Origin of the sequence: Clostridium sp. TW13 (assembly GCF_024345225.1) — a bacterium.
GTDB lineage: Bacteria > Bacillota > Clostridia > Clostridiales > Clostridiaceae > Inconstantimicrobium > Inconstantimicrobium mannanitabidum.
In genome coordinates this window covers 2,874,830-2,898,064 of sequence record NZ_BROD01000001.1, presented here as the reverse complement: position 1 = coordinate 2,898,064, position 23,235 = coordinate 2,874,830, and the positions used below count along the sequence as shown (strand labels likewise).

Genomic DNA, 23,235 nt, shown 5'->3' with positions numbered 1-23,235 from the left:
AGTTGTGATGGAAAAATATGATATAATCAAAGTGACATTAAAATATTAGTATATTATCTGGAGTGTGATAAAATGTTCAATTTAAAACTTAAATTAATACTTAAGCATATTGAGAAAATGGACAATGAATATTATATTAGTGCAAAGAAACCAGAGGGATGCGAGTTAATAGAAGATTTAGTATACAATAAAATAGGAAAAAAGGAATTTAAACTTGATCTAGCTATGCCGGAAAAAAGAAAACGTTTAACTTCTATTCCAGTGATTATTAATATTCATGGAGGTGGCTGGGTATATGGCTGCAAGGATTCATATTACAAATATTATGGCATGAATTTGAGCCTAAAGGGTTATGCAGTATTAACCTTTGATTATAGACTAGCACCTAAATATAATTATCCTGCACCTTTAGAAGATGTCTATTCAGTGCTTAAATGGGTAGAAGATAACAGTAAAAAGTATAATTTTGATACAGAAAATGTGTTTTTAGTAGGAGACTCTGCTGGAGCAAATATTGCAGCGTTAATAGGTTGTATTCTTACTAATCCAGAATTAGAAGGATTTTTTAACCTTCATACAAATATAAAACCAAAGGGATTAGGATTAAATTGTGGTGTATATGATTTTGATAATGTAATAGAATTAGGACAAGCGATGAATTTTCCTCAAGTAAATAATATTGTACGATGGGTGTTTGGTACTAAAAAGTATAGGGAACTTCCTATTTATCCTAAGACATCGATTTTAAAGAATATAACCAAACAGTTTCTGCCTTGCTATATTATGGGCTCAGAAACAGATGGACTTTTCCCAGAAACAAAAAAGATGATTGAAGTACTAAATGTAAAAGGTGTTAATCATAAAGAACATGCTGTACCGAAGAATGAAAATCTTAATCACGTATTCCACTTAAGAGATAACTGTTCTATGAGTGATGTAGTTATGACAGAGATGACAGAGTTTTTTAAGCAAATTTAACATAGATAGACTATATATTTAAATATATGCTTTTAATAATTAAGAATATTATAAGTTTATAATTGGGGAGTATTAATTGAAGATATATTATTAATCAATTGAATGATTATAATACACAGTTTATTTATCGATAATGAGCAGAAGAATAAGTAATAAATATATAAAGCATGATTGGGGGGAATATTGACTTACATAAAGTGTTAAGTAATTGCAACTTTAAGGTTAAAAACTCTACAGATAAGGAAAATAGCTATGTTTATAAGAATTAACGACAAAATAGAAAAATATATGACATTTTTCACGAAAAATAGATAAAAAATTATTGACACCTTATAAAAAGTAGTATATTATAAGAGTATAAATAAAACGATTACATATTAATGTAAGGATTGTTACTAACTCGATTAGGCGAGACCTTAATTAATAAAAGGAGGCTAGAGGATTACTTCTAGAGTTACCTTTAATTAATTGGGGTCTTTTTTGTTCAGAATACTTATAGTGAGGTGATAATAGAGGAATGATAATAAAAAAGGTATTTAATAATAATGCTATAGTTGCTAAAGAAGCAGATAAGCATGAATTTGTTGTTATGGGATGCGGAATTGGCTTTAAGAAAAGTGTTGGAGATGTAGTCGATGAAAGTCTAATTGAGAAAACATTTATTCTTAAGCAAAAAGATGCCTCAGAAAAGTTCAAGTTATTATTAGAACATGTTCCAAGCGAATACGTTTCCCTATGTTATGACATTATTGAATATGCTAAGAATATATTAAACACCAAACTAAATGACTATATATATGTTACTCTCACTGATCATATTAACAATTCAATAAAATTGTTTGATGAGAACATCAATATTTCAAATCCACTAATATGGGAGATAAAAAAGTTCTATAACAAGGAATTTGAAGTAGGGGTTAAAGCACTAGAGTTTATTGAAGAGGAATTAGGTAGAAAGTTACCAGAGGATGAAGCTGCAAATGTGGCTCTTCATTTAATAAATGCTCAACTAAATAGTTCAAGCACAAATGTAGAGAATATTGCTAGTCAAACAAAAAAGATTCAAGATATACTAAATATAGTAAAATACACTTATGGAACTACTCTTGATGAAAAATCAATTAGTTATGAGAGATTTGTAACACATTTAAGATTTTTCTTTCAAAGATTAAATAAAAATACAAAGAATGAAAATGAAGATGATTTTCTACTAAAACAAGTAAAAGAAAAATACAAAGAGGCATATAACTGTATGCTGAAGGTTGAAAAATACTTGGAAACAGAGTTATCAGATGAAGAAAAATTATATTTAACTGTTCATATTCAACGTGTAACTCATAGATAAGATAAATATTGTTTTAAGATTGCAAGATAATATTAAAATTCAATCTTAAATAAGTAAATCAGATAAAATAAATATTTAAAATTAAATATTATTTTAGATTGTTACTGGTAAAGCAGGCGAGACTAAAGTGTATAGCGTAAAGGAATTTATGCTGTATGTTTGAAGTCTCGCCTTTTTTATATAAAGAAATTATTAATAATTAATAGTTATGTATTATTAGAAATTATAAAAAAATATGAAAAATTACTAAAAGGAGATGGAATCATGAAATACGAAAAATTGGCCCAAGACATAATAAAAAATGTTGGTGGAAAAGAAAATGTTAATAGTTTGACTCACTGTGTTACTCGTTTACGTTTTAAGTTAAAAGATGAGAAGAAAGCTAACACAGATATTTTAAAGAATATGGATGGAGTTGTTACCGTTGTACAAAGTGGTGGACAATATCAAGTAGTAATAGGTAATCATGTACCTGATGTATACGATGACGTAGTTGCTGTAGGCGGATTTGCTGCAGCTTCAGAAGAAGAATCAACAGAAAAAATGAGTCCATTAGATAAGTTTATAGATATAGTATCAGGAGTATTTACTCCAACACTTGGAGTATTGTGTGCAACAGGTATGATAAAAGGCTTCAATGCATTATTTTTAGCTTTACATTGGCTTTCAAATACTGATGGAACTTATCAAATATTAAATGCAATAGGGGATAGTTTATTTTACTTCTTCCCAATATTCTTAGGATTTACAGCAGCTAAGAAATTTAAATTAAATGAATTCACAGGAATGGCAATAGGTGCTTCACTTGTTTATCCAACAATTGTATCTTTAGCAGGTTCAACCAAACCTCTATTTAAAGTTCTTACAGGTACAATGTTCGAATCTTCAGTAAGTACAACTTTCTTAAATATACCAGTTCTATTAATGAATTATTCTTCAACTGTTATTCCAATAATAATAGCAGTATATGCAGCTTCAAAAGTTGAGAAAGTATTTAAAAAGATTATACCAGACGTAGTTAAGACATTCTTAGTACCATTCTGTACTCTACTAGTAATAGTACCATTAACATTCTTAGCAATAGGACCAGTAGCAATATGGTTAGGTAAATTATTAGGTGCAGTTACTTTAGGTATCTATAACTTTAGCCCTACAGTAGCAGGTTTATTTATAGGTGCATTCTGGCAAGTATTCGTTATCTTCGGATTACATTGGGGATTAGTACCAATAGCTATTAACAACTTAACAACATTAGGATATGACCCAGTATTAGCAACTGCAATGGCAGCTTCATTTGCTCAAACAGGAGTAGTTGCAGCAATATTATTAAAGACTAAGAACAAAAAATTAAAATCAATAGCAATTCCAGCAGTTATTTCAGGATTCTTCGGTGTTACAGAACCAGCAATTTACGGTATTACATTACCTAAAAAGAGACCATTTATACTAAGCTGTATAGGTGCATCTATAGGTGGTGGTATAGTAGGATTCTTTGGATCAAAAGGATACATGATAGGTGGAATGGGAATATTCGCTCTTCCAAGTTATATAGGACCAAAGGGAATGGATATGGGATTCTATGGAATGGCTATAGGTATGGCAGCAGCTTTAGTTATAGGATTTGTATTAATGATATTTACAAAATTTGAAGATGATCAAGAAACAAGTCAACCAGTTAAACAAAATAATGAAAATACATTAGTTAAGCAAGAAACTGTAGTTAGCCCATTAAAAGGTGAAGTTAGACAATTATCAGAAGTTAAAGATGAAGCTTTTGCTTCAGGTGCTTTAGGAAAAGGAATTGCAATTAATCCAAAGGAAGGAAGAGTAGTTGCTCCAGTTGATGGTGTTGTAACAACTTTATTCCCAACAGGTCATGCTATAGGAATCACAAGTGATAAGGGAGCTGAAATCCTAATCCATATAGGAATGGATACAGTTCAATTAGAAGGAAAATATTTCACTCCTAAAGTTAATCAAGGAGATACTGTTAAAGCAGGTCAACTATTATTAGAATTTGATATTAAGGCTATACAAGCAGAAGGATTCTCATTAATAACTCCTGTAATAATCACAAACTCAGATAGTTATCTAGATGTAATTGAAACAGATAAGAAAACTATAGAGTGTAAAGAAGATTTATTAACAGTGATGATCTAATAAAAATAAATAAATTTAAGAATAGAAGGCGGGAATACCAGCCTTCTATTCTTAAAAAGATAAATAATTAATAGCTAATAGGTAAAAATTAATAGTAAATAGTTAAGTAGTCAAGAAGCAACAGTAATTAGATAAAACATAAATAGTTAGGAGGATTAGTCATGGAAAACATAATTAAAAAGTTCCCAGAAGGATTTTTATGGGGAGGAGCAACAGCAGCTAACCAATTTGAAGGTGGATACAAGGAAGGTGGCAAAGGATTAAGTACTTCAGATGTTATGACAGGAGGAACTCATACAACTCCTAGAAGAATAACACCAGTTTTAGAAGAAGGAACTTACTATCCAAGCCATGAGGCTATTGATTTCTATCATAGATATAAGGAAGATATTAAGCTATTTGCAGATATGGGCTTTAAAGTATTTAGAATGTCTATAGCTTGGACAAGAATATTCCCTAATGGTGATGATGCACAGCCAAGTGAAGAGGGCTTAAAGTTCTATGATGATGTATTTACAGAACTAAAAAAATATAATATAGAACCTTTAGTTACAATATCACATTATGAAGCTCCTTATAATTTAACACAAAAGTATAATGGGTGGTCAGATAGGAGAGTAGTTGATTTTTATGTTAAGTATTGTGAAACTATCTTCAATAGATATAAGGACAAGGTTAAATATTGGCTAACATTTAATGAAATAAACTGCTTAACTATGCCATTTGGAACATTTATGGCTGGAGCAATTATGCCAGAAGGAAATGGAGAACTTAGTGCCAATATAAAAGATAATCCACAACTTAGATATCAAGCTCTTCACCATCAATTTATCGCAAGTGCCAAGGCTGTAAAATTAGGTCATCAAATTAATAAAGACTTTAAAATAGGCTGCATGATTGCGTACATGACATCATATGCACTAACCTGTAATCCAGAAGATGTATTTTTGGCACAGCAAAAAGATAATCTAAGCAACTTTTTATGTTCAGATGTTCAAGTAAGAGGAGCTTATCCAGGTTTTGCAAAGAGATACTTTAAAGAAAATAATATAAATATAGCCATGGAAGAAGGAGACGAACAAATCCTAAGAGAAGGATGTGTTGATTTCTATACTTTTAGCTACTATATGTCAGTGTGTGTAAGTGCTGATCCTAACCAAGAAAAAATTGGAGGAAATCTTTCAATGGGACTTAAAAACCCATATTTAAAGGCAAGTGCTTGGGAGTGGCAGATTGATCCAAAGGGACTTAGATGGACTTTAAATAATATATACAACAGATATCAAATTCCTCTAATGGTAGTTGAAAATGGTTTAGGTGCAGCAGATACTGTGGAAGCAGATGGTTCAATTAATGATGATTACAGAATAGAATATTTAAGAGAACACATCAAAGAAATGAAGGAAGCAGTAGTTGATGGAGTTGACTTAATGGGTTATACACCATGGGGCTGCATAGATTTAGTAAGTGCAGGAACAGGTGAAATGAAAAAACGTTATGGTCTTATATACGTTGATAAAGATAATGATGGAAAGGGAACACTTGATAGATCTCCAAAGAAGAGCTTCTATTGGTATAAGAAAGTTATAGATACAAATGGAGAAAACTTAGAGTAATACATTTGTATTTTGTTTAAACCCAGTGTTTTAGCGTTTCTTGATATCTTGTTATCGTGAAATAGAGATATTTTATTATCAAGATATATATTTGAGAGAAGTTTAGCAATTGGCATAAATAACAGGTTTAATTTATATCAAGTGAAACTTGATTCAGGTGGGGTTTGATCCCCATCTGAATCTTAGTTGAACTTATCCAGGAGCGTGCAGCTGTTATCTCCAACTTAAAGAAGTTGGAGTGTTACGGATGCTAGCTATCGGATAAATCTTGATTTGTGTAAGCAATATGTATGTAATGAAAAGATTGTGAGTAAATATATTTTGCTTGCAATCTTTTCAGTTATATAGGTGATAATAAAGATTCTACATTTTGATATATAGTCTATCTATTATCTGTATAGAACTGTTCCATAATAATGTTGGTGGACAAGTTATAAAAATTCGACATTTTTTTCACCAACATTTAGGTGGAACACTTCTATACGAATTCTTGTAAACATATTAACCGTACAAATGCGCAGATATATTTAGTTGACTATGTACTTTTGATAAACAACAATATTACGGATTTATAAATTATGAAATATATTAATTAGATTTATAGAGTAATAACTTTATAAGTCTAATTACTACAATTTAATACAGTCTAATAATTAAGTTGGAAATGATTCCATCTAACTTTGTTTGTAAAAAAGCATAGTAACTTAAAAAGGAGAAACTATAACTCTAACAAGATATTTTTAATATTTTGCTTTTATAAATTTTATTTATGCGTCTGAAAATAAATAACAAGTCCTAATATCCTAAGCATATGGATTTAATTATTTTTAAAAGATGTCTTAAAGGAGATGGAATTATGAAGTACGAGAAACTAGCCAAAGACATAATAGAAAATGTTGGTGGTAAGGAAAATGTTAATAGTTTGACTCACTGTGTTACGCGTTTACGTTTCAAATTAAAAGATGAAAGTAAAGCAAACACAGAAGTATTAAAAAACATGGATGGTGTTGTTACTGTTATAAAAAGTGGAGGACAATATCAAGTTGTTATCGGGAACCATGTCCCTGATGTCTATAAAGATGTTGTTATTATAGGTGGCTTTGGAGCAACTTCTGAAGAAGGAGAACAACCTGAAGAAAAAATGAGTGCATTTAACAAGTTTATAGACATTATATCAGGTGTATTTACTCCAGTGTTAGGTGTTTTATGTGCCACAGGTATGATTAAAGGATTTAATGCGTTATTTATAACTCTAAAATGGCTCTCTCCTACATCAGGAACATATGCTATTTTAAATGCAATAGGAGATAGCTTGTTTTATTTCTTCCCAATATTCTTAGGATACACATCAGCCAAGAAATTTAAAGGCAGTGAATTTATTGGAATGGCAATAGGAGCTTGTTTAGTTTATCCTACATTATCTACATTAACTGCAGGTAAGCCATTGTATACATTATTTGCTAGTACTATGATTGAATCACCTATTTTTGTAACTTTTTTAGGGATTCCAGTTATATTGATGACTTATTCATCATCAGTTATACCTATTATTTTAGCTACTTATGTGGGAGTAAAAATAGAAAAATGGTTTAGAAAGATAATACCAGATGTAGTAAAAACTTTCTTAGTGCCATTTTGTACATTGCTAATTATTGTTCCTTTAACATTAATAGTTATTGGACCTATTGCAACATGGGCAGGTAAGCTACTTGGATCAGCAACAGCTTCAATTTATGCATTAAGCCCAATTATTGCAGGTTTATTATTAGGTGCATTCTGGCAAGTGTTTGTTATATTTGGATTACACTGGGGATTAGTACCTATACTAATTAATAACTTAGCTGTTTTAAAATACGATCCAGTTTTAGCGCTTATGTTCGGAGCTTCCTTTGCTCAAACTGGTGTAGTATTAGCAATTTTACTTAAGACAAAGAATACTAAATTAAAATCATTGTGTATCCCAGCATTTATTTCTGGTATATTTGGTGTTACAGAACCAGCTATATATGGTGTAACATTGCCTCGTAAGAAACCATTTATTATAAGTTGTATTGGTGCAGGAATAGGTGGTGCTATTCTAGGAGCGATGGGAAGTAAATTGTATATGTTTGGTGGTATGGGGATTTTTGGAATACCTAGCTATATAGGACCAGCTGGTATGGATACTGGTTTCTACGGTGCTATTATATCTATAATAGTTAGTTTCTTGTTAGGATTTTTAATAATGTTCTTTGCAGGCTTTAAGGATGAACAACCGAGTGAAGGAAAGAAAGAAGAAAAAAGAGAAGGTGCATTAGTTAAGCAAGAAACAGTTGTCAGCCCATTAAGAGGTGAGGTTAAGAACTTAAGTGAGATACAAGACGAAGCCTTCTCAAAGGGATTGTTAGGTAAAGGAATTGCAATAGTACCTAAAGAGGGTAAAGTTGTTGCACCTGTTGATGGTGTTATTACAACATTTTTCCCAACAGGCCATGCAATTGGAATTACAAGCAACAGTGGAGCAGAAATATTGGTTCATATAGGTATGGATACAGTTGAATTAGAGGGGAAATATTTTTATCCAAAAGCAAAACAAGGAGATACTATAAAAGCAGGGCAAGTACTTTTAGAGTTTGATATGGAAGGTATACAAAAAGAGGGGTACTCTTTAATATCTCCGATAGTAGTCACAAATTCAGAAAGTTATCAAGATGTTATTAGAACAAATAAAAATAACATTGATTATAATGAAGAATTGCTAACAGTGATGATTTAATTAATGAAGAGGATTTAGAGTAAGAGTAAATCTTTAATTTATTAATCTCATATTTAGAATAATAAAAGCCACGAGAGATTTCGTGGCTTTTATTATTGAGGTAAAGCATACTTTTTTATACATTAGCCAATTGGAACAAAGTTACTGTTAATGTCAAGTTTGTCTCCATCTGGACTGATGTAGCCTGTTTTTTCATTTGTATCCATATTAATATTTATATTTAAATCCAATTTAGTGATTTTATATGGATTATGTGTAACATTGAAAGAACCAGTTAAGGTTTTAATATTGCCTTTAATAGTCTCTACAATCTCTCCATTCATATAGGTACCACAAGATAGTATATGATCTTTATATGTGTATACAGTTTGATTGTCTTTCTTTTTGATTTCAATAGACGTTGAAGAAACTCCTTGCAGTTGAGTTGCCTCAAGGTAGGATAGATTATAAATAATATAACTATCATTTTCTACATTTGTTAATGTTCTACTGGTATCAGATATTGAACTGCTTGACACTGCTTTTGTATCTTGAGTTGTAGATGCAGTAGAAGCCTTATTGCTTGAACAGCCGGCAATGTTAGTGATAATAATTAAACTTAATAATACTTGAGTAATTTTTTTCATTTTGTTACCTCCAAAAAATTTGATGAGATATAACTGATAAACAGTTTATATTTAATTACTTAAGTATTATAATATTGTCATAGGAATTATTTTACAAGAAGGCACTTTTTTGTGACAAGATATATGGTCAAGTAACTAGGTATACCTTTAGGTAACTTTGAAATGAAAGAGAGGAGATATTTATGGAGTATGAGAAAATATGTAAATATGAGTGTCCTATTGATTTCACTTTGAATTTAATTGGGGGCAAGTGGAAGGTTTTAATTATTTGGGAACTTGGCATGGGAACCAAGAGGTTTACTCAATTAGAAAGATTATTGCCAGGTGTTACTCGAAAGGTTCTTATTCAACAATTAAAGGAACTTGAGTTATATCAAATTATTGAGAGAAAGGTTTATCCTCAAATACCTCCCAAGGTGGAATATTCATTAACAGCTCAAGGTAAGGAGCTTTTTCCTGTATTTGATTCCCTTTATAAATGGGGACAAAAGCAAATAGATTTCTTGAATGAACAAATAGATGAACAGTTAGAATGCAGTAATGTTAGAAATAGTTAGTTTTTTCTAAAGCTTTTATCTCTATACGTTTCAACTTACTCGCTAAAATCCGCCACACTGACTGTGGAGGATTTTCTTTTGCCTGGGACTTTAGTATTTTGAGTGCATGCTAAACATAAAGTTACTTTCTATGCGCGTAATAGTCAAGCATTTATATCGCTAAGAAGTGTGAGTATTTTGAAAAAATATTTTTAAAATATAAATTAGATATGATTAAGAGTTGGATACAATAATCGATATATAAATTATAGATTAATTTACCAAGTTAATATAAATATATTAGTAGTTTTATATAAAGGAGACATAAAAATGGACAACAATTCAATTGATTACAGAGATTTTTTTAACGAGGAATTGACAGATGAGGAGATACTTAGAAGTTTTGCTGTTGTCATGCCATACATAAACAAGTTAACAATTAATGAAGGGGCGTTAACTTTAGCAGATACTAGTAAGTGTATTCACTATGTTAAGCCAGATAATGTGGATTTTCATTTTGAGTATGGTTCAAAACCTGTTAGTGCTTTGAAAGAAGCTTTAGACACTAATAAGTCTGTAGTAGAAGTTATACCAGAAGAAGTATTTGGTGCACCACTAAAATTAGTTGCATTGCCAATAAGAAATGCAGAGGGAAAATTAATTGGTGCAATAACTAATGGAGTTAACACTACCGTAAATTCAAATTTAACAAAGAGCATATCTAACTTAGCAGATTCAGTGAATAATATAACATCAAGTGTAAATCAAATGTCAGCTTCATCTGTAAGTCTTGCTCAATATGGACAAAATGTTATAAAGCTTACTGAAGAAACTAAAGAAACGGTGGAAAAAACTAGACAAGTAATTGAGATAATAGAAGATATAGCAAAGCAAACTAATTTATTAGGACTTAATGCAGCTATAGAATCATCAAGAGCAGGAGAACATGGAAAGGGATTTTCAGTTGTTGCTTCTGAAGTAAGAAAACTTGCAAGTAAGAGCAAAGAATCTGCTACAGTAATAAGAGATGTAATAGATCAAATTAATAAATCAATAGAAACAATTTCACAAGCTATTCAAGAGACTGCAGCAATCAGCCAAGAACAAGCAGCTACAACACAAGAAGTTACAGCTTCAGTAGAAACAATAAATGGCAGCATACAAGAATTAAATAACCAAGTTAAGAATGTATTTTAGTATATAGTAGTTCCAATCTCTAGCCAATTTAAATTATATTTTAATTGACTAGAGATTTTTGCTTTTAATAACGCTATATTTAATGTGTAAATTATGCTAAAGTTAAACTATAGAAAAATTTACATAGAATGTGAAAGGGCGTGAACTCTTATGAGAACTCATTCAGGTAACCACTCAGTGCAGTTGATATAATCTGTTGGCAGATTGTACTGAGGTAAAAATAGAAAACTTGCGAGCAGTGGCAACTGTATTGATTCCGATTAGACATCTTCAAAAAATAATTAGTTGTTAAAAGGAGTACAGTTATGGATTATTTAAAAGAGATAATAAAAAAGAACAAAATATTAGTATTGGTGTATATAGGATTAGGCATATTGATTGCATTTTTAAACAACTTTAGTGCAGATTATTTTCAAAAGCTCATAGATAGATTTAATAGTGTTTCTCTATCATTAGGAATTATAATGATTTATGGACTAGTTCTTATAGTGATTTGTATATTAAATTATGTAGATGAATACCCAGCACAGAAGCTTCAACATGGTATTTTTCTTGATTTGAAGATTAAATCATTGATAAAAATTAGTGAGATAGATTATGAAGCATATCAAACTATAGGGACAGGTAAGTTAATCCAAAGAATTGAGAATGGAGCATCTGCAGGTAAAAGTATTTTATTTGATTTCTATTTTTGTCTAATAAGACAGTTGATTCCATCTATTTTATTTAGTTTGGTTTTCATTTATAGGATAAACAAAACTATTATGGCTGCAATTTTGATTGGATATGTGGTGGTTTTTATTATAACTAATTTATTACTCAAAGCACTTTATCAAATCAAAGAACACATTCTGTCTAATGAGGAAAAAATGAATCATTTCCTTGTACGTGGTTTTATGGAAATGGTGGTATTTAGAATTAATAAACGCTTTAAAAATGAAATTCAGAAAGCCACAAATGCAAAAAAAGAAATTGTTAATTCAAAGGTTAAGATGACATTAATTCATGAAGCATTTTTTACAATCTTTGCGCTAATGGTAACTTTTATTAAAGTTGGAATTGTAGTATATGGATGGAAAACAAAATCAATATCTATTGGTTCTATCATTGCATTAATTGCTTTGGTAGATAATGCTTATAACCCTATTGCAATATTTAATGTTTTGTTTGTTGAATATAAATTAGATATGACTTCGTTTAATAGATATATAGATTTCTTAAATTGTCCAAATGATAAGCAGCTTGAATATGGAGATAACATTGAAAGTTTAAGTGGTGATGTTTCATTTGATAATATAAGTTTTCAATATGGAGACAAAACTATTTTTAATGAGTTGAATTTTAAAATTTCTCATGGTGAAAATATCGCTATTGTAGGAGAAAGTGGCTCTGGAAAGTCTACATTAATCAAGTTGCTTATTGGATTGCTAAAACCAAGTGATGGCAAAATTCTTATTGATAATTATAATTTATTTAAGGTTAAGTTAGATAGTTTCTATGATTATATAGCTTATGTATCACAAGAATCGCCTGTGTTTGATGGCACATTAAGAGAGAACATTGTGTTTGATAATCAAGTTGATGAAAAGCATATTATTGAAGTATTAGAGAAAGTAAATTTGTTAGAGCTATATAGAAAAATGGAAAATGGTTTGGATACAGAATTAGGTGAAAGGGGAATAACTCTTTCAGGAGGAGAAAGACAAAGATTAGCACTGGCTAGATTGTGGTTTACAGAGTCTAAACTAGTTATATTAGATGAAGCTACATCTGCTATGGATAATATAACAGAAGAAAAAGTTATGAATGAAGTAATGGATCATTTAAAAGAAAAAACCGTCATTGTGATTGCTCATCGTTTGAATTCAATCAAGAATTTAAAGAGGATTATTGCATTTAAAGAAGGAAAAATAGTAGGACAAGGTTCCTTTCATGAATTACTTTCTAACAATTCTTATTTTAATGAACTATACTATACTAGTGCAAATGATTAATCTAACATTTGTAACCAGTGTTACCGTAAATTAAAACAAAATCACTTATAATTAAAATCAGAAATGCAAATACTAAAAATATGTAGTTATTAATAAAGTAATAAAGTTAAAGTATGGAGGTTTAATATGAGTGCTATAGATATAATGATGGAAGAACATAAATACATCAAGCGCATGCTTGTTGTTGTAAGAAAAGCATGTTATGGAGTGCTAAAAGGTGAAGAAATTAATTACGAGGATTTCAAGTTGATGATAAGCTTCATTAGGAATTATGCAGATGGTCATCACCACAATAAAGAGGAAATAATGCTTTTTAACAGAATGATTGACAATCTGGGTGCCTTAGGAGAAAAGACTATAAAGCATGGTATGCTAGTTGAGCATGATTTGGGAAGATATCATGTAAAGGCTCTTGATGAAGCTCTTGAAAGCTTAAAAGGTGGAGATGATGAATCTAAGCTAGATGTCATTGCAAATGCCATCTCTTACACAAAGTTATTGGAAAGACACATAGAAAAAGAAGATAATGTTATATACAAATTTGCTGAAAGAGAACTCAATTTAGAAACTTTTGAAACAATAAATAAAGAATGTTTAGCTTATGAAAATGACCATAGTTCTATTAAGGAAGAAAACATAAAAATATTGGAAAAGTTAGAAAGCAAATATTTAAATTAAAATTCATGTTAAAAGTAAATAATTTGTAATATAAAAAGCCCCCTGCAATTTATAAATAAAATTGCAGGAGGGCTTTTTTGTGCTGGGATAATTATTAAGTATTACAATACTATAAGTAATAAGTAAAATAAAAATATAAATGGAAGTTATTTTATTTATTGCCGTTTTGTAAAAAAACGTGTCGAAATTTATATTATTAGCATTAATATTACAAATGTGTATAAAATCAAAATTTAATTTTATAATATTTTTAATATAACTCAAATAAAAACTGTATAACTATGATAAAAGTTCATAAAAATTATTAACTTTGTACCTAAAGTATGCTAAACTAGAAAAGGTTACAAAAATAATACAGTATTTATTATTAGATGAATATTATATCAGTATTGGGATTAGTGTTAATAATATTGAAATTAATTCTAAGTATAAATATATATAAAATGTAATAAAACAGAATAATGGTAATGCATTTTAATTTGGAAGGTGAAAAAATGAAAATAGTAGTTGCTGGGACAGGCTATGTGGGATTGGTTACAGGAGCATGTCATTCAGAAGTTGGACATTATGTAACATGTGTAGATATAGATCAAAGCAAGGTTGAAAAGATGAAAAAGGGGATATCACCTATATATGAACCAGGCTTAGATGAATTATTAAAGAAAAACCATGATGCAGGAAGATTAGATTTTACAGTGGATTATAAAAGTGCTTACAAAGATGCGGATGTAGTTTTTATAGGTGTTGGTACTCCGGAAAGAGAAGATGGATCAGCAAATTTAGATTACGTATTTAATGTATGTGCACAAATAGCTGAAAATGTGGAAAAAGATTGTTTAGTGGTAGTTAAATCTACAGTGCCAATAGGAACTAATGATAAAGTTGAAGAATTCTTACAAGAGAATGCTAAGAATAATGTACATATAGAAGTTGCATCAAATCCAGAATTTTTAGCTCAAGGAACAGCAGTTGTTGATACTTTATATGCTAAAAGAATAGTGATTGGTGTTGAATCAACAAATGCAGAGAATGTATTAAGAGAAGTATATGAAAGATATAATCAACCAATAGTGGTTACAAATAGAAGAAGTGCAGAAATGATTAAATACGCATCTAATGATTTCTTAGCACTTAAAATTTCGTTTATGAATGAAATAGCTAATTTCTGTGAAATAGTTGGAGCAGATGTAGAGGATGTAGCCAAAGGAATGAGTTTTGATCCAAGAATAGGAGATAAATTCTTGAAAGCAGGAATTGGATATGGTGGTTCATGTTTCCCTAAGGATACTAAAGCTCTTCATTGGCTTGCAAATGATAATGGATATGAATTAAAGACAATAAAAGCAACAATAGAAGTGAATCAAAATCAAAAATATAAATTATTCAGATTGGCAAAACAAAGATTTGAAACTTTAAAAGGATTAAAGGTTGCAGTACTTGGATTGACATTTAAACCAGGAACTGACGACTTAAGAGAAGCTCCATCAATACCTAATGTAAGAAGACTATTAGATGAAGGAGCGGAAGTAGTTGCATACGATCCAGTTGGAATGGATAATTTCAAGAGAATATTTCCAAGTGAAATTAAATATGTAAACACTCCAGAAGAAACATTAAAGGATGCAGATTTAGCATTTATATTTACAGAATGGGATGAAATCAAGTCTTTAGATTTAAGTGTATATGCAAACTTAATGAAAACACCTATAATTTTTGACGGAAGAAATTGTTATAAAATTACAGATACGGAAAAGAGCCAAGTGGAATATCATTCAGTTGGAAGAAAAGCTATATTAAATATTAAATAGCCGTATAAATAGATTTAAGTATAGTATTAAGACAATAATGTGAAATAAGAGGTTATACAATGCAGCATGTATTTATTATAGGTTCAAAGGGGATACCAGCAAAGTATGGTGGATTTGAGACGTTTGTTGAAAAATTAACAGAAGGACAAAAAAGTAAAGAAATAAAGTACCATGTTTCTTGTTTATCAAATGATAATAAAGAAATTGAGCATAATGGTGCTAGATGTTTTAATGTAAATGTACCTAATATTGGGGCAGCAAAAGCAGTTTATTATGATATAACAGCATTAAAGGAGAGCATTAGATATATAAAAGAAAAAAATATAAAAAATGCAATAGTATATATTTTAGCATGTAGGATAGGACCATTTATTGGGAAATACAAAAGACAACTAAAAAAATTAGGTGCAACTTTATTAGTTAATCCAGATGGACATGAGTGGAAAAGGGCAAAATGGAATAAGGCTATAAGACAATATTGGAAGATATCTGAAAAGTATATGGTTAAACATGCAGATTTATTAGTATGTGACTCGAAAAACATAGAGAAATATATACTTGAAGATTATAGTCAGTATAATCCTAAAACAACTTTTATAGCTTATGGAGCTGATACTGAAAAATCAAAATTATCAGATCATGATAGTATTTTAATTGATTGGTACAATGAGAAGAATGTCAAGAAAAAGGAGTACTATTTAGTTGTAGGAAGATTTGTTCCAGAAAATAACTATGAAACTATGATAACTGAATTTATGAAATCAAATACTAAAAAAGATTTTGTATTAATAACAAATGTAGAGAAAAATAATTTTTATGAAGAGTTAAGACAAAAAACTAACTTTGATAAAGATAAGAGAATAAAATTTGTTGGTACAGTTTATAATCAAGAGTTATTAAAAAAGATTAGAGAAAATGCGTATGGATATTTGCATGGGCATGAAGTTGGAGGAACTAATCCATCTTTATTAGAAGCATTAGCTACAACTGATTTAAATCTTTTACTTGATGTTGGCTTTAACATAGAAGTAGGAGAGGATGGAGCATTATATTTTAGTAAAGAAAATAAAAATTTAGCTCAGCTTATTGATAAGCTAGATGTTATTGATAAAGAGTATTTAAAAGCTTTAGGTGCTAAAGCTAAAAGCAGAATAGATGAAGAATATACATGGAATTATATTATAAACAAGTATGAAAATTTATTTGTCCAATAGTAAAGTTATAAAATTAATTTAATGGAGGATAATATGAATATTTTGCATTATTCATTAGGTCTTCCACCATATAGAACTGGTGGATTAACTAAATATTCATTTGACTTGATGAAAGGACAAGCAAGAAATGGAGATAAGGTATATCTGTTATTTCCAGGAACAATATCTGTTATAAAGGATAAAACTAGAATCAAATATTATAAAAATGAATATGGAATAAATACATATGAAATTATAAATCCATTACCTGTTCCTTTATTACATGGTATTTCAGAACCACAAAAATTTATGGAGGCTTGTAACAAGATAGTATTTGAAAACTTTCTAATTGAAAAAGAAATACAGATAGTTCATATTCATACCTTAATGGGATTGCATAAAGAATTTTTAGAAGCTTGTAGTGATTTAAATATAAAAAAAGTATATACTACACATGATTATTTTGGACTTTGTACTAAAGTGAATTATATAGATAATGAAGGAGCATTGTGCGAAGAAAGAAATTTAGAAAAATGCTTAAGGTGTAACAAATTGGGATACAGTAGCAGAACTATAATGATGCTTCAATCACCTGTGTATAGATTTTTAAAAAATAAAGGTATCGTTTCTAAGCTAAAGCCATTAGCTAGAAAAATAAAAAGAGGTAACAACAATATTAGTTCTAGTGAATGCAAAGTTGAAGTAAAAATTACTCAAGAATATAAAAATTCATATAATAAATTAATTGAATATTATAATGATATGTTCAATTACATTGATACATTCTTATTTAATAGTACTATATCTCAAAAAGTATATAATCAATACATCAAGGCTAATGGAGAAATAATATCAATTACTCATGGAGATATAAAGGACAATAGAAAGATAAAAACATATGACAATAGTAAATTAAAACTAACATATCTAGGACCAGATAAGAAATATAAAGGGTTTAATTTGTTAATAGATACAATGAAAGAGCTTAATAAAGAGTATAAATCAGATGTAGAACTGAATTTATATGGTGATATATCTGAGCGGGAATTAGACGATAATATTAATATTCATGGTAGATATTCATATGATCAACTTAGTTATATATTTGATAATACAGACCTATTAATAGTGCCAAGTATTTGGAATGAGACATTTGGATTTATTACTTTAGAAGCACTAAGTTTTGGTGTGCCAGTACTTATTACTTCTAAAGTTGGTAGCAAGGATATTGTATGTAATGATAAATTGAGAAAGGGTATTATCACTAAAGAAGATAAATTTCAGATTAGAAATAAAATAATTGAAATCATAAATGATAGACAAATATTGATTAACATCAATAAAACTATAGTCGATGATAACTTTGAAGTTAGTATGTATGATCATTATAAAAAGATAGACGCATTTTATAAAAATGTTTTGGGAGAATGTTCACAATGATGAAAATTTTAGAGGTTTTTATAAAGAAGGTAAAGGGAAATGATTTTACGTTAGATAAAGATATAAGCTTAAGTTATCTTTTAAGCAAGGCGATTTTAATGATTATTAATTTGATTAGAGGTAATTTAAAATCAATATTTATTAGAAAAAAAAGTAGAATTATTTTCATAGGGCGTAGAAGCAAATTGAAGATAAAGAAAAAAATAAGTTTTGGTAGAGGCGTTAATATTGGAGATTTTGTCTTAATAGATGCATTATCTAGAAATGGTGTTAGTATAGGTAACAATGTTAGAATAGGTGATTTTACAAGAATATTATGTACAGGAACCATTAGAAATATAGGAAATGGAATTAAAATAGGAAACAATTGTGGGATGGGTGAAAATTGCTTTTTTGGTGCAGCTGGAGGAATTGAAATAGGAAATGATGTCATTATGGGGCAAAATGTAAGATTTCATTCTGAAAATCATAATTTTGGGGATATTAATGTTCCTATACGATTACAAGGTGTAAATAGTAAAGGAATAAAAATTGGTGATAATTGTTGGATTGGATCTGGAGTTGTATTTTTGGATGGTGTAACTGTTGGTAGTGGTTGTGTTATAGGGGCCAATACTTTAGTAAATAAAGATATTCCGGATAATGCAATAGTAGCAGGAAGTCCTGTCAAAATAATTAAATACAGAAATGAAATTAAGAATTAACAAAAGAAAGGAGCAATTTATTAATGAAAAAAATATTGTATGTAAGGAATGGACCATATAAAGTTAACCCTAATTTGTATAACTTGCAGGAAATTGGATTTTGCAAAGCATTGTGTAAGAAAGGGTTTGATTGCGATATAATATATTACTCTGATATTGATAAGGATGAAGAAATATATGTAGATAGTTGTAATGGCAAGAAGATAAATTTGTTATGGAGAAAAGGATATAAACTATTAAGAACAGGAATCTATCCATCTTTATTAAAAAAGGATTTTGTAAATAAATATGATTTAATAATAACGACAGAGTATAGTCAAATTATGTCTCTATTATGGACACGATACAATCCTAAAGTAGTATTATATAATGGACCATATTATAATATGTTTAAAATACCATTTACTGAGAAGATATATGATTTACTATTTACTAAAAAATTAGATAAGAATTTGTATAAAGTATTTACAAAATCAGATTTGTCTAAGAAGTACTTGGAAAAAAAAGGATTTAACAATGTTGTGACTTTAGGGGTTGGATTAGATATAGATGTTTTTGATAAAGTTGATAGTCCAAGTGAACAAGTGCTTGAGTTGAAAAAATTTATGAATAAAAATAAAAGCATACTATATGTGGGAAGTTTAATGGAAAGAAAAAATTTTGGATTTATGTTACAAGTATTTGATAAGGTAAATAAAGAAAATTCAGAAATAAAACTTGTTGTCATAGGAAAAGGAAAAAAATCTTATATTAAAAAATCATTAGAACTTATAAGTGAAAATGCACGAAAAAATATAGTTTTCATTGATAAAATTGATAATAAATCTTTAAAATACATATATCCAGAAGCAGAGGCTTTTATTTTACCTTCAAAGTTAGAGATATTTGGAATGGTGTTGTTAGAGGCAATGTATTTTGGTGTGCCAGTTGTAACTAGTTTAAATGGAGGATCAAGTACACTGATAGAAAATAAAGCTAATGGAGTTATAATTGATAAATTTAATGTTGATATATGGGCAAAAGAAATATTGAATATATGCTTTGATAAAAAGTATTCTGACAGTTTAAGAATGAATTCAAAATGTACAGTTGAAAATAATTTTTTATGGGATAAGGTAAGTAAGCGTTTTATTGAAGAAGTATACAAATAAAGTTAAGGAGAAGTTTTACAATGCCTAAAGTAGTATTTGTTATATTGCATTATTTAACATATAAAGATACATTTGAATGTGTACAATCTATAAAAGCAAATGTTAATTATAATAATTACAAAATTGTGATAGTTGATAATGCATCTAATAATAATTCATTTGAAAGTTTAGAAGATGATTATAAAGAGGTTGAAGATATATTTTTAATAAGAAATAGTGAAAATTTAGGATTTGCAAAAGGAAATAATGTAGGATATAAGTTTGCAAAAGAAAAATTGGATGCTGATTATATTGTTGTAATTAATAATGATACTATAATACAGGATAATGATTTTATAAAATCATTTATTAATTACTATGACACAAATGAGTTTCATTTATTGGGACCCCAAATAATTTCTTTGAAGGATAATTGTAATCAAAATCCTTTGAAAAATATAATAGATAGTAAAAACAAACTTATAAAAAGTATAATAAAATATTTTGTATTATATATTCTTAATGTTACCAAAATAGAAAAAATAATAAAAGAAATAAAATCAAAAAATAAAAACTCTGCAATAAACAATAAACAATCATTAAATTTTAAAAATGAAATTTTAGTGAATGTACCATTACATGGTGCATGTTTAATTTTTTCTGAATTGTATATTAAAAATATGGATTATGCATTTTATCCAAACACATTCCTATTTGTAGAAGAAGATATATTATATTATCTATGCAAGAAAAATAATTTTAAAACTTGTTATTTTCCAAGTATAACAATATACCATAAGGAAGATTCATCTACTGATTTTTTCTTGAAAGCAAGTGATGAAAAAAGAAAGTTTATATATAAAAATATTTTAAAGTCATGTATAGAATTTTATAAAATAATATAATTTTTAATAATAAGCATAACAAATAGCGTTAGTAGGTGAATAAGTATGGAAGGTAGATCGATTGCAGCAATTATAATATCATATAATTCACAGGAAACAATAAAAGAGACTATAAATTCGATTATGTACCAAGTGGATATGGTTATAGTTGTTGATAATAATTCAGATAATTTGTGCACGGAGATATTATCAGAGTTGGTTAGCCGAAGTAATAAATTGAAAGTAATTTATTTATCTGAAAATAAGGGAATAGCATCAGCATTAAATATAGGAATAAGGGAAGCTATGAACAACAACTTAGAATATATAGTTACTTTAGATCATGATTCAATATGTTGTGATGAATTTGTTGGTAAAATGTTAAGTCAATATAAAGAGATGGAGTTAACATATAAGGATTTAATTTTAGCACCAGATGTAATAGATAAAAGTAGCGGAATTAGCAAATATGAAAGGTTATCAGATAGTAATAAATTAATTAAAGTTGAGGGGTTAATGCAATCTGGATGTGTATTTAATGTTAGAATATTTCAAGAAATAGGATATTTTAATGAAGATCTATTTATATATTATGTTGATGATGAATTTTGTAAGAGGGTTGCAAGCGTAGAAGGAAATTGCTTTATAAATAGAGATGTATATATATTGCATAATGAAGGAAAACATTTCTCAAAGAAGATTTTTGGAAAACAATTTGAGTTAAGAACATATAGTGGCATATCTTTATATTATATTTCAAGAAATTGCATTTATATGTGTAAGCAATTTTCTTATTCATATTTTAGAAGAATTATAGAAGAATTTAGAAATACTATTTTATTTAGCAAAAATCGAAGAAAGGATTTATTTTATATGTATAAAGGAATGAAAGATGGTTTCAAAAGTGTTTTAGGAAAAATGAGTTAGAAAAGGAGTATTTTCTTATGAAGATTCTATTTGTTGCGCATGAAATGGAACTTGGGGGAGCTACGCTAGCATTATTGGAATTAATAGATAATCTAAAAGAAATAAAGGTGGATATATGTGTATTATTACATAATAATAATGGAAGTTTAGTTGATGAATTACAAAAAAGAAATATAGAAATAGTAGTTTGTAAATCTCATAGATTGCTAAAACATAAATTTACAATTTTGAATTGTATAAAAATATTAATTGCAATTGCACATAATTTCATTTTAAGTTTCTTTTTATCATTTAGATTAAAAAAGATGAATATTTCTTGTATTCATTCTAATAGTAGTGTTGTATGCTTTGGTGCTTTTTTGAGTCATAGTACAAATATTCCACATATTCAACATATAAGAGAAGTTACTGAATGTAGTGGTAGAAAATATATATTTATGAGAAAATGGATATTAAAATTTATTCAAAAGAATACTTTCCAAGCTATAGCAGTTTCTAATTCTTTAAAAGAGTCTTATACAGAATTATATAAAGATAAAATTAGTACGATATATGACGGAATAAAATTGTTGAATATTAGAAGATTTAAGCTGTTAAGTGAAGATAAAAAATTTAATATATGTGTAATAGGAGCTATATGTGAATCAAAAGGTCAAATTGATGCGATAAATTCAGTAGACATATTAATTAGAAAAGGTATTTTAAATATCAAATTATTTATAATTGGAGGAAAAGAAGAAAATTATTATAGTAAATTAATTAGTATAATACAACAAAAAGGCATAAGTGAATATATTGAATTTATTGATTTTAATAAAGATATTAATAAGATTAGATATGATATGAATCTTGAATTAAATTGCTCACGAAGTGAGGGGTTTGGTAGGACAACCGTAGAAGCGATGATGTATGGCATACCTATAATAGGTGCAGATAATACAGCGACGTTAGAATTAATAGGAGAAAATATGAATGGAATCCTGTATAAAACAGGTGATTCATATGATTTAGCTAATAAAATAGAGTATGTAATTAATAATCAAGAGCATGTTGAAAAAATTGCTACTAACGCTCATAGATTTGCAGAAGAAAATTTTACAGATAAAATAAATTCGGAGAATATTTACGAGTTATATGCAAAAGTAATTGAAGATCATTGTAAATAATTTTTTAGGTTATCACTAATTTTATAATAGGATTATAAGAAAGAAATAGTTTATTATTAAGTACTGATGGGATAGTGTGATAAAATTATTTATTAGTT

Annotated in this window: 18 protein-coding genes; 17 read left to right on the top strand and 1 reads right to left on the bottom strand. The window is 28.5% G+C overall.

The window, feature by feature from the left end; translation table 11 throughout:
* Window positions 1-72 precede the first annotated feature (72 nt).
* The 5 genes from OCU47_RS13760 to OCU47_RS13740 all read left to right on the top strand — a co-directional run bounded on the left by OCU47_RS13760 (window position 73) and on the right by OCU47_RS13740 (window position 8,854).
* Window positions 73-978, top strand: a complete 906-nt coding sequence (locus tag OCU47_RS13760; protein WP_261829178.1) for an alpha/beta hydrolase — start codon at window positions 73-75, stop codon at window positions 976-978.
* A gap of 517 nt (window positions 979-1,495) precedes the next feature.
* A complete protein-coding gene (gene licT / locus OCU47_RS13755) occupies window positions 1,496-2,323 on the top strand; it encodes a BglG family transcription antiterminator LicT (RefSeq protein ID WP_261829177.1) in 828 nt (275 codons plus the stop codon).
* Between the two features lie 264 nt (window positions 2,324-2,587).
* A complete protein-coding gene (locus tag OCU47_RS13750; protein WP_261829176.1) occupies window positions 2,588-4,483 on the top strand; it encodes a beta-glucoside-specific PTS transporter subunit IIABC in 1,896 nt (631 codons plus the stop codon).
* Between the two features lie 161 nt (window positions 4,484-4,644).
* On the top strand, window positions 4,645-6,099 hold the full coding sequence (locus OCU47_RS13745; RefSeq protein WP_261829175.1) for a glycoside hydrolase family 1 protein: 1,455 nt from the start codon (window positions 4,645-4,647) through the stop codon (window positions 6,097-6,099).
* Between the two features lie 856 nt (window positions 6,100-6,955).
* Window positions 6,956-8,854: a beta-glucoside-specific PTS transporter subunit IIABC gene (locus OCU47_RS13740; protein ID WP_261829174.1), complete on the top strand. Its 1,899-nt coding sequence runs from the start codon at window positions 6,956-6,958 to the stop codon at window positions 8,852-8,854.
* A 122-nt stretch (window positions 8,855-8,976) separates the two neighbouring features.
* Here the strand turns inward: OCU47_RS13740 and OCU47_RS13735 are convergent, their stop codons facing one another.
* Entirely contained in the window at window positions 8,977-9,480 is a 504-nt protein-coding gene (locus tag OCU47_RS13735; protein WP_261829173.1) for a hypothetical protein, read from the bottom strand.
* A gap of 182 nt (window positions 9,481-9,662) precedes the next feature.
* Between OCU47_RS13735 and OCU47_RS13730 the strand changes: the two genes are divergently transcribed.
* From OCU47_RS13730 to OCU47_RS13675, 12 genes are all read left to right on the top strand, one after another.
* Complete coding sequence (locus tag OCU47_RS13730; RefSeq protein WP_261829172.1) at window positions 9,663-10,037, top strand: winged helix-turn-helix transcriptional regulator; 375 nt, start codon at window positions 9,663-9,665, stop codon at window positions 10,035-10,037.
* A 309-nt stretch (window positions 10,038-10,346) separates the two neighbouring features.
* Window positions 10,347-11,213, top strand: a complete 867-nt coding sequence (locus OCU47_RS21795) for a methyl-accepting chemotaxis protein (protein ID WP_309297453.1) — start codon at window positions 10,347-10,349, stop codon at window positions 11,211-11,213.
* Window positions 11,214-11,518: 305 nt separating this feature from the next.
* A complete protein-coding gene (locus OCU47_RS13720) occupies window positions 11,519-13,207 on the top strand; it encodes an ABC transporter ATP-binding protein (protein WP_261829171.1) in 1,689 nt (562 codons plus the stop codon).
* A 126-nt stretch (window positions 13,208-13,333) separates the two neighbouring features.
* On the top strand, window positions 13,334-13,885 hold the full coding sequence (locus tag OCU47_RS13715; RefSeq protein WP_261829170.1) for a hemerythrin domain-containing protein: 552 nt from the start codon (window positions 13,334-13,336) through the stop codon (window positions 13,883-13,885).
* A gap of 494 nt (window positions 13,886-14,379) precedes the next feature.
* The gene (locus OCU47_RS13710) at window positions 14,380-15,693 is read left to right on the top strand and encodes a UDP-glucose dehydrogenase family protein (RefSeq protein WP_261829169.1); all 1,314 of its coding nucleotides are present in this window, start codon (window positions 14,380-14,382) and stop codon (window positions 15,691-15,693) included.
* Window positions 15,694-15,752: 59 nt separating this feature from the next.
* A complete protein-coding gene (cps2T, locus tag OCU47_RS13705; protein WP_261829168.1) occupies window positions 15,753-16,907 on the top strand; it encodes a beta 1-4 rhamnosyltransferase Cps2T in 1,155 nt (384 codons plus the stop codon).
* 33 nt (window positions 16,908-16,940) lie between these two features.
* On the top strand, window positions 16,941-18,326 hold the full coding sequence (locus OCU47_RS13700; RefSeq protein ID WP_261829167.1) for a glycosyltransferase: 1,386 nt from the start codon (window positions 16,941-16,943) through the stop codon (window positions 18,324-18,326).
* On the top strand, window positions 18,323-19,030 hold the full coding sequence (locus tag OCU47_RS13695) for an acyltransferase (protein WP_261829166.1): 708 nt from the start codon (window positions 18,323-18,325) through the stop codon (window positions 19,028-19,030). The genes OCU47_RS13700 and OCU47_RS13695 overlap by 4 nt, the downstream gene beginning before the upstream one ends.
* Window positions 19,031-19,053: 23 nt before the next feature.
* Complete coding sequence (locus OCU47_RS13690) at window positions 19,054-20,181, top strand: glycosyltransferase family 4 protein (RefSeq protein WP_261829165.1); 1,128 nt, start codon at window positions 19,054-19,056, stop codon at window positions 20,179-20,181.
* A 20-nt stretch (window positions 20,182-20,201) separates the two neighbouring features.
* Window positions 20,202-21,065, top strand: a complete 864-nt coding sequence (locus tag OCU47_RS13685; RefSeq protein WP_261829164.1) for a glycosyltransferase — start codon at window positions 20,202-20,204, stop codon at window positions 21,063-21,065.
* A 45-nt stretch (window positions 21,066-21,110) separates the two neighbouring features.
* Complete coding sequence (locus OCU47_RS13680) at window positions 21,111-21,971, top strand: glycosyltransferase (protein WP_261829163.1); 861 nt, start codon at window positions 21,111-21,113, stop codon at window positions 21,969-21,971.
* Window positions 21,972-21,988: 17 nt separating this feature from the next.
* Window positions 21,989-23,137 (top strand): glycosyltransferase family 4 protein, encoded by a 1,149-nt coding sequence (locus OCU47_RS13675; protein WP_261829162.1) that lies wholly within the window; start codon window positions 21,989-21,991, stop codon window positions 23,135-23,137.
* Window positions 23,138-23,235 lie beyond the last annotated feature (98 nt).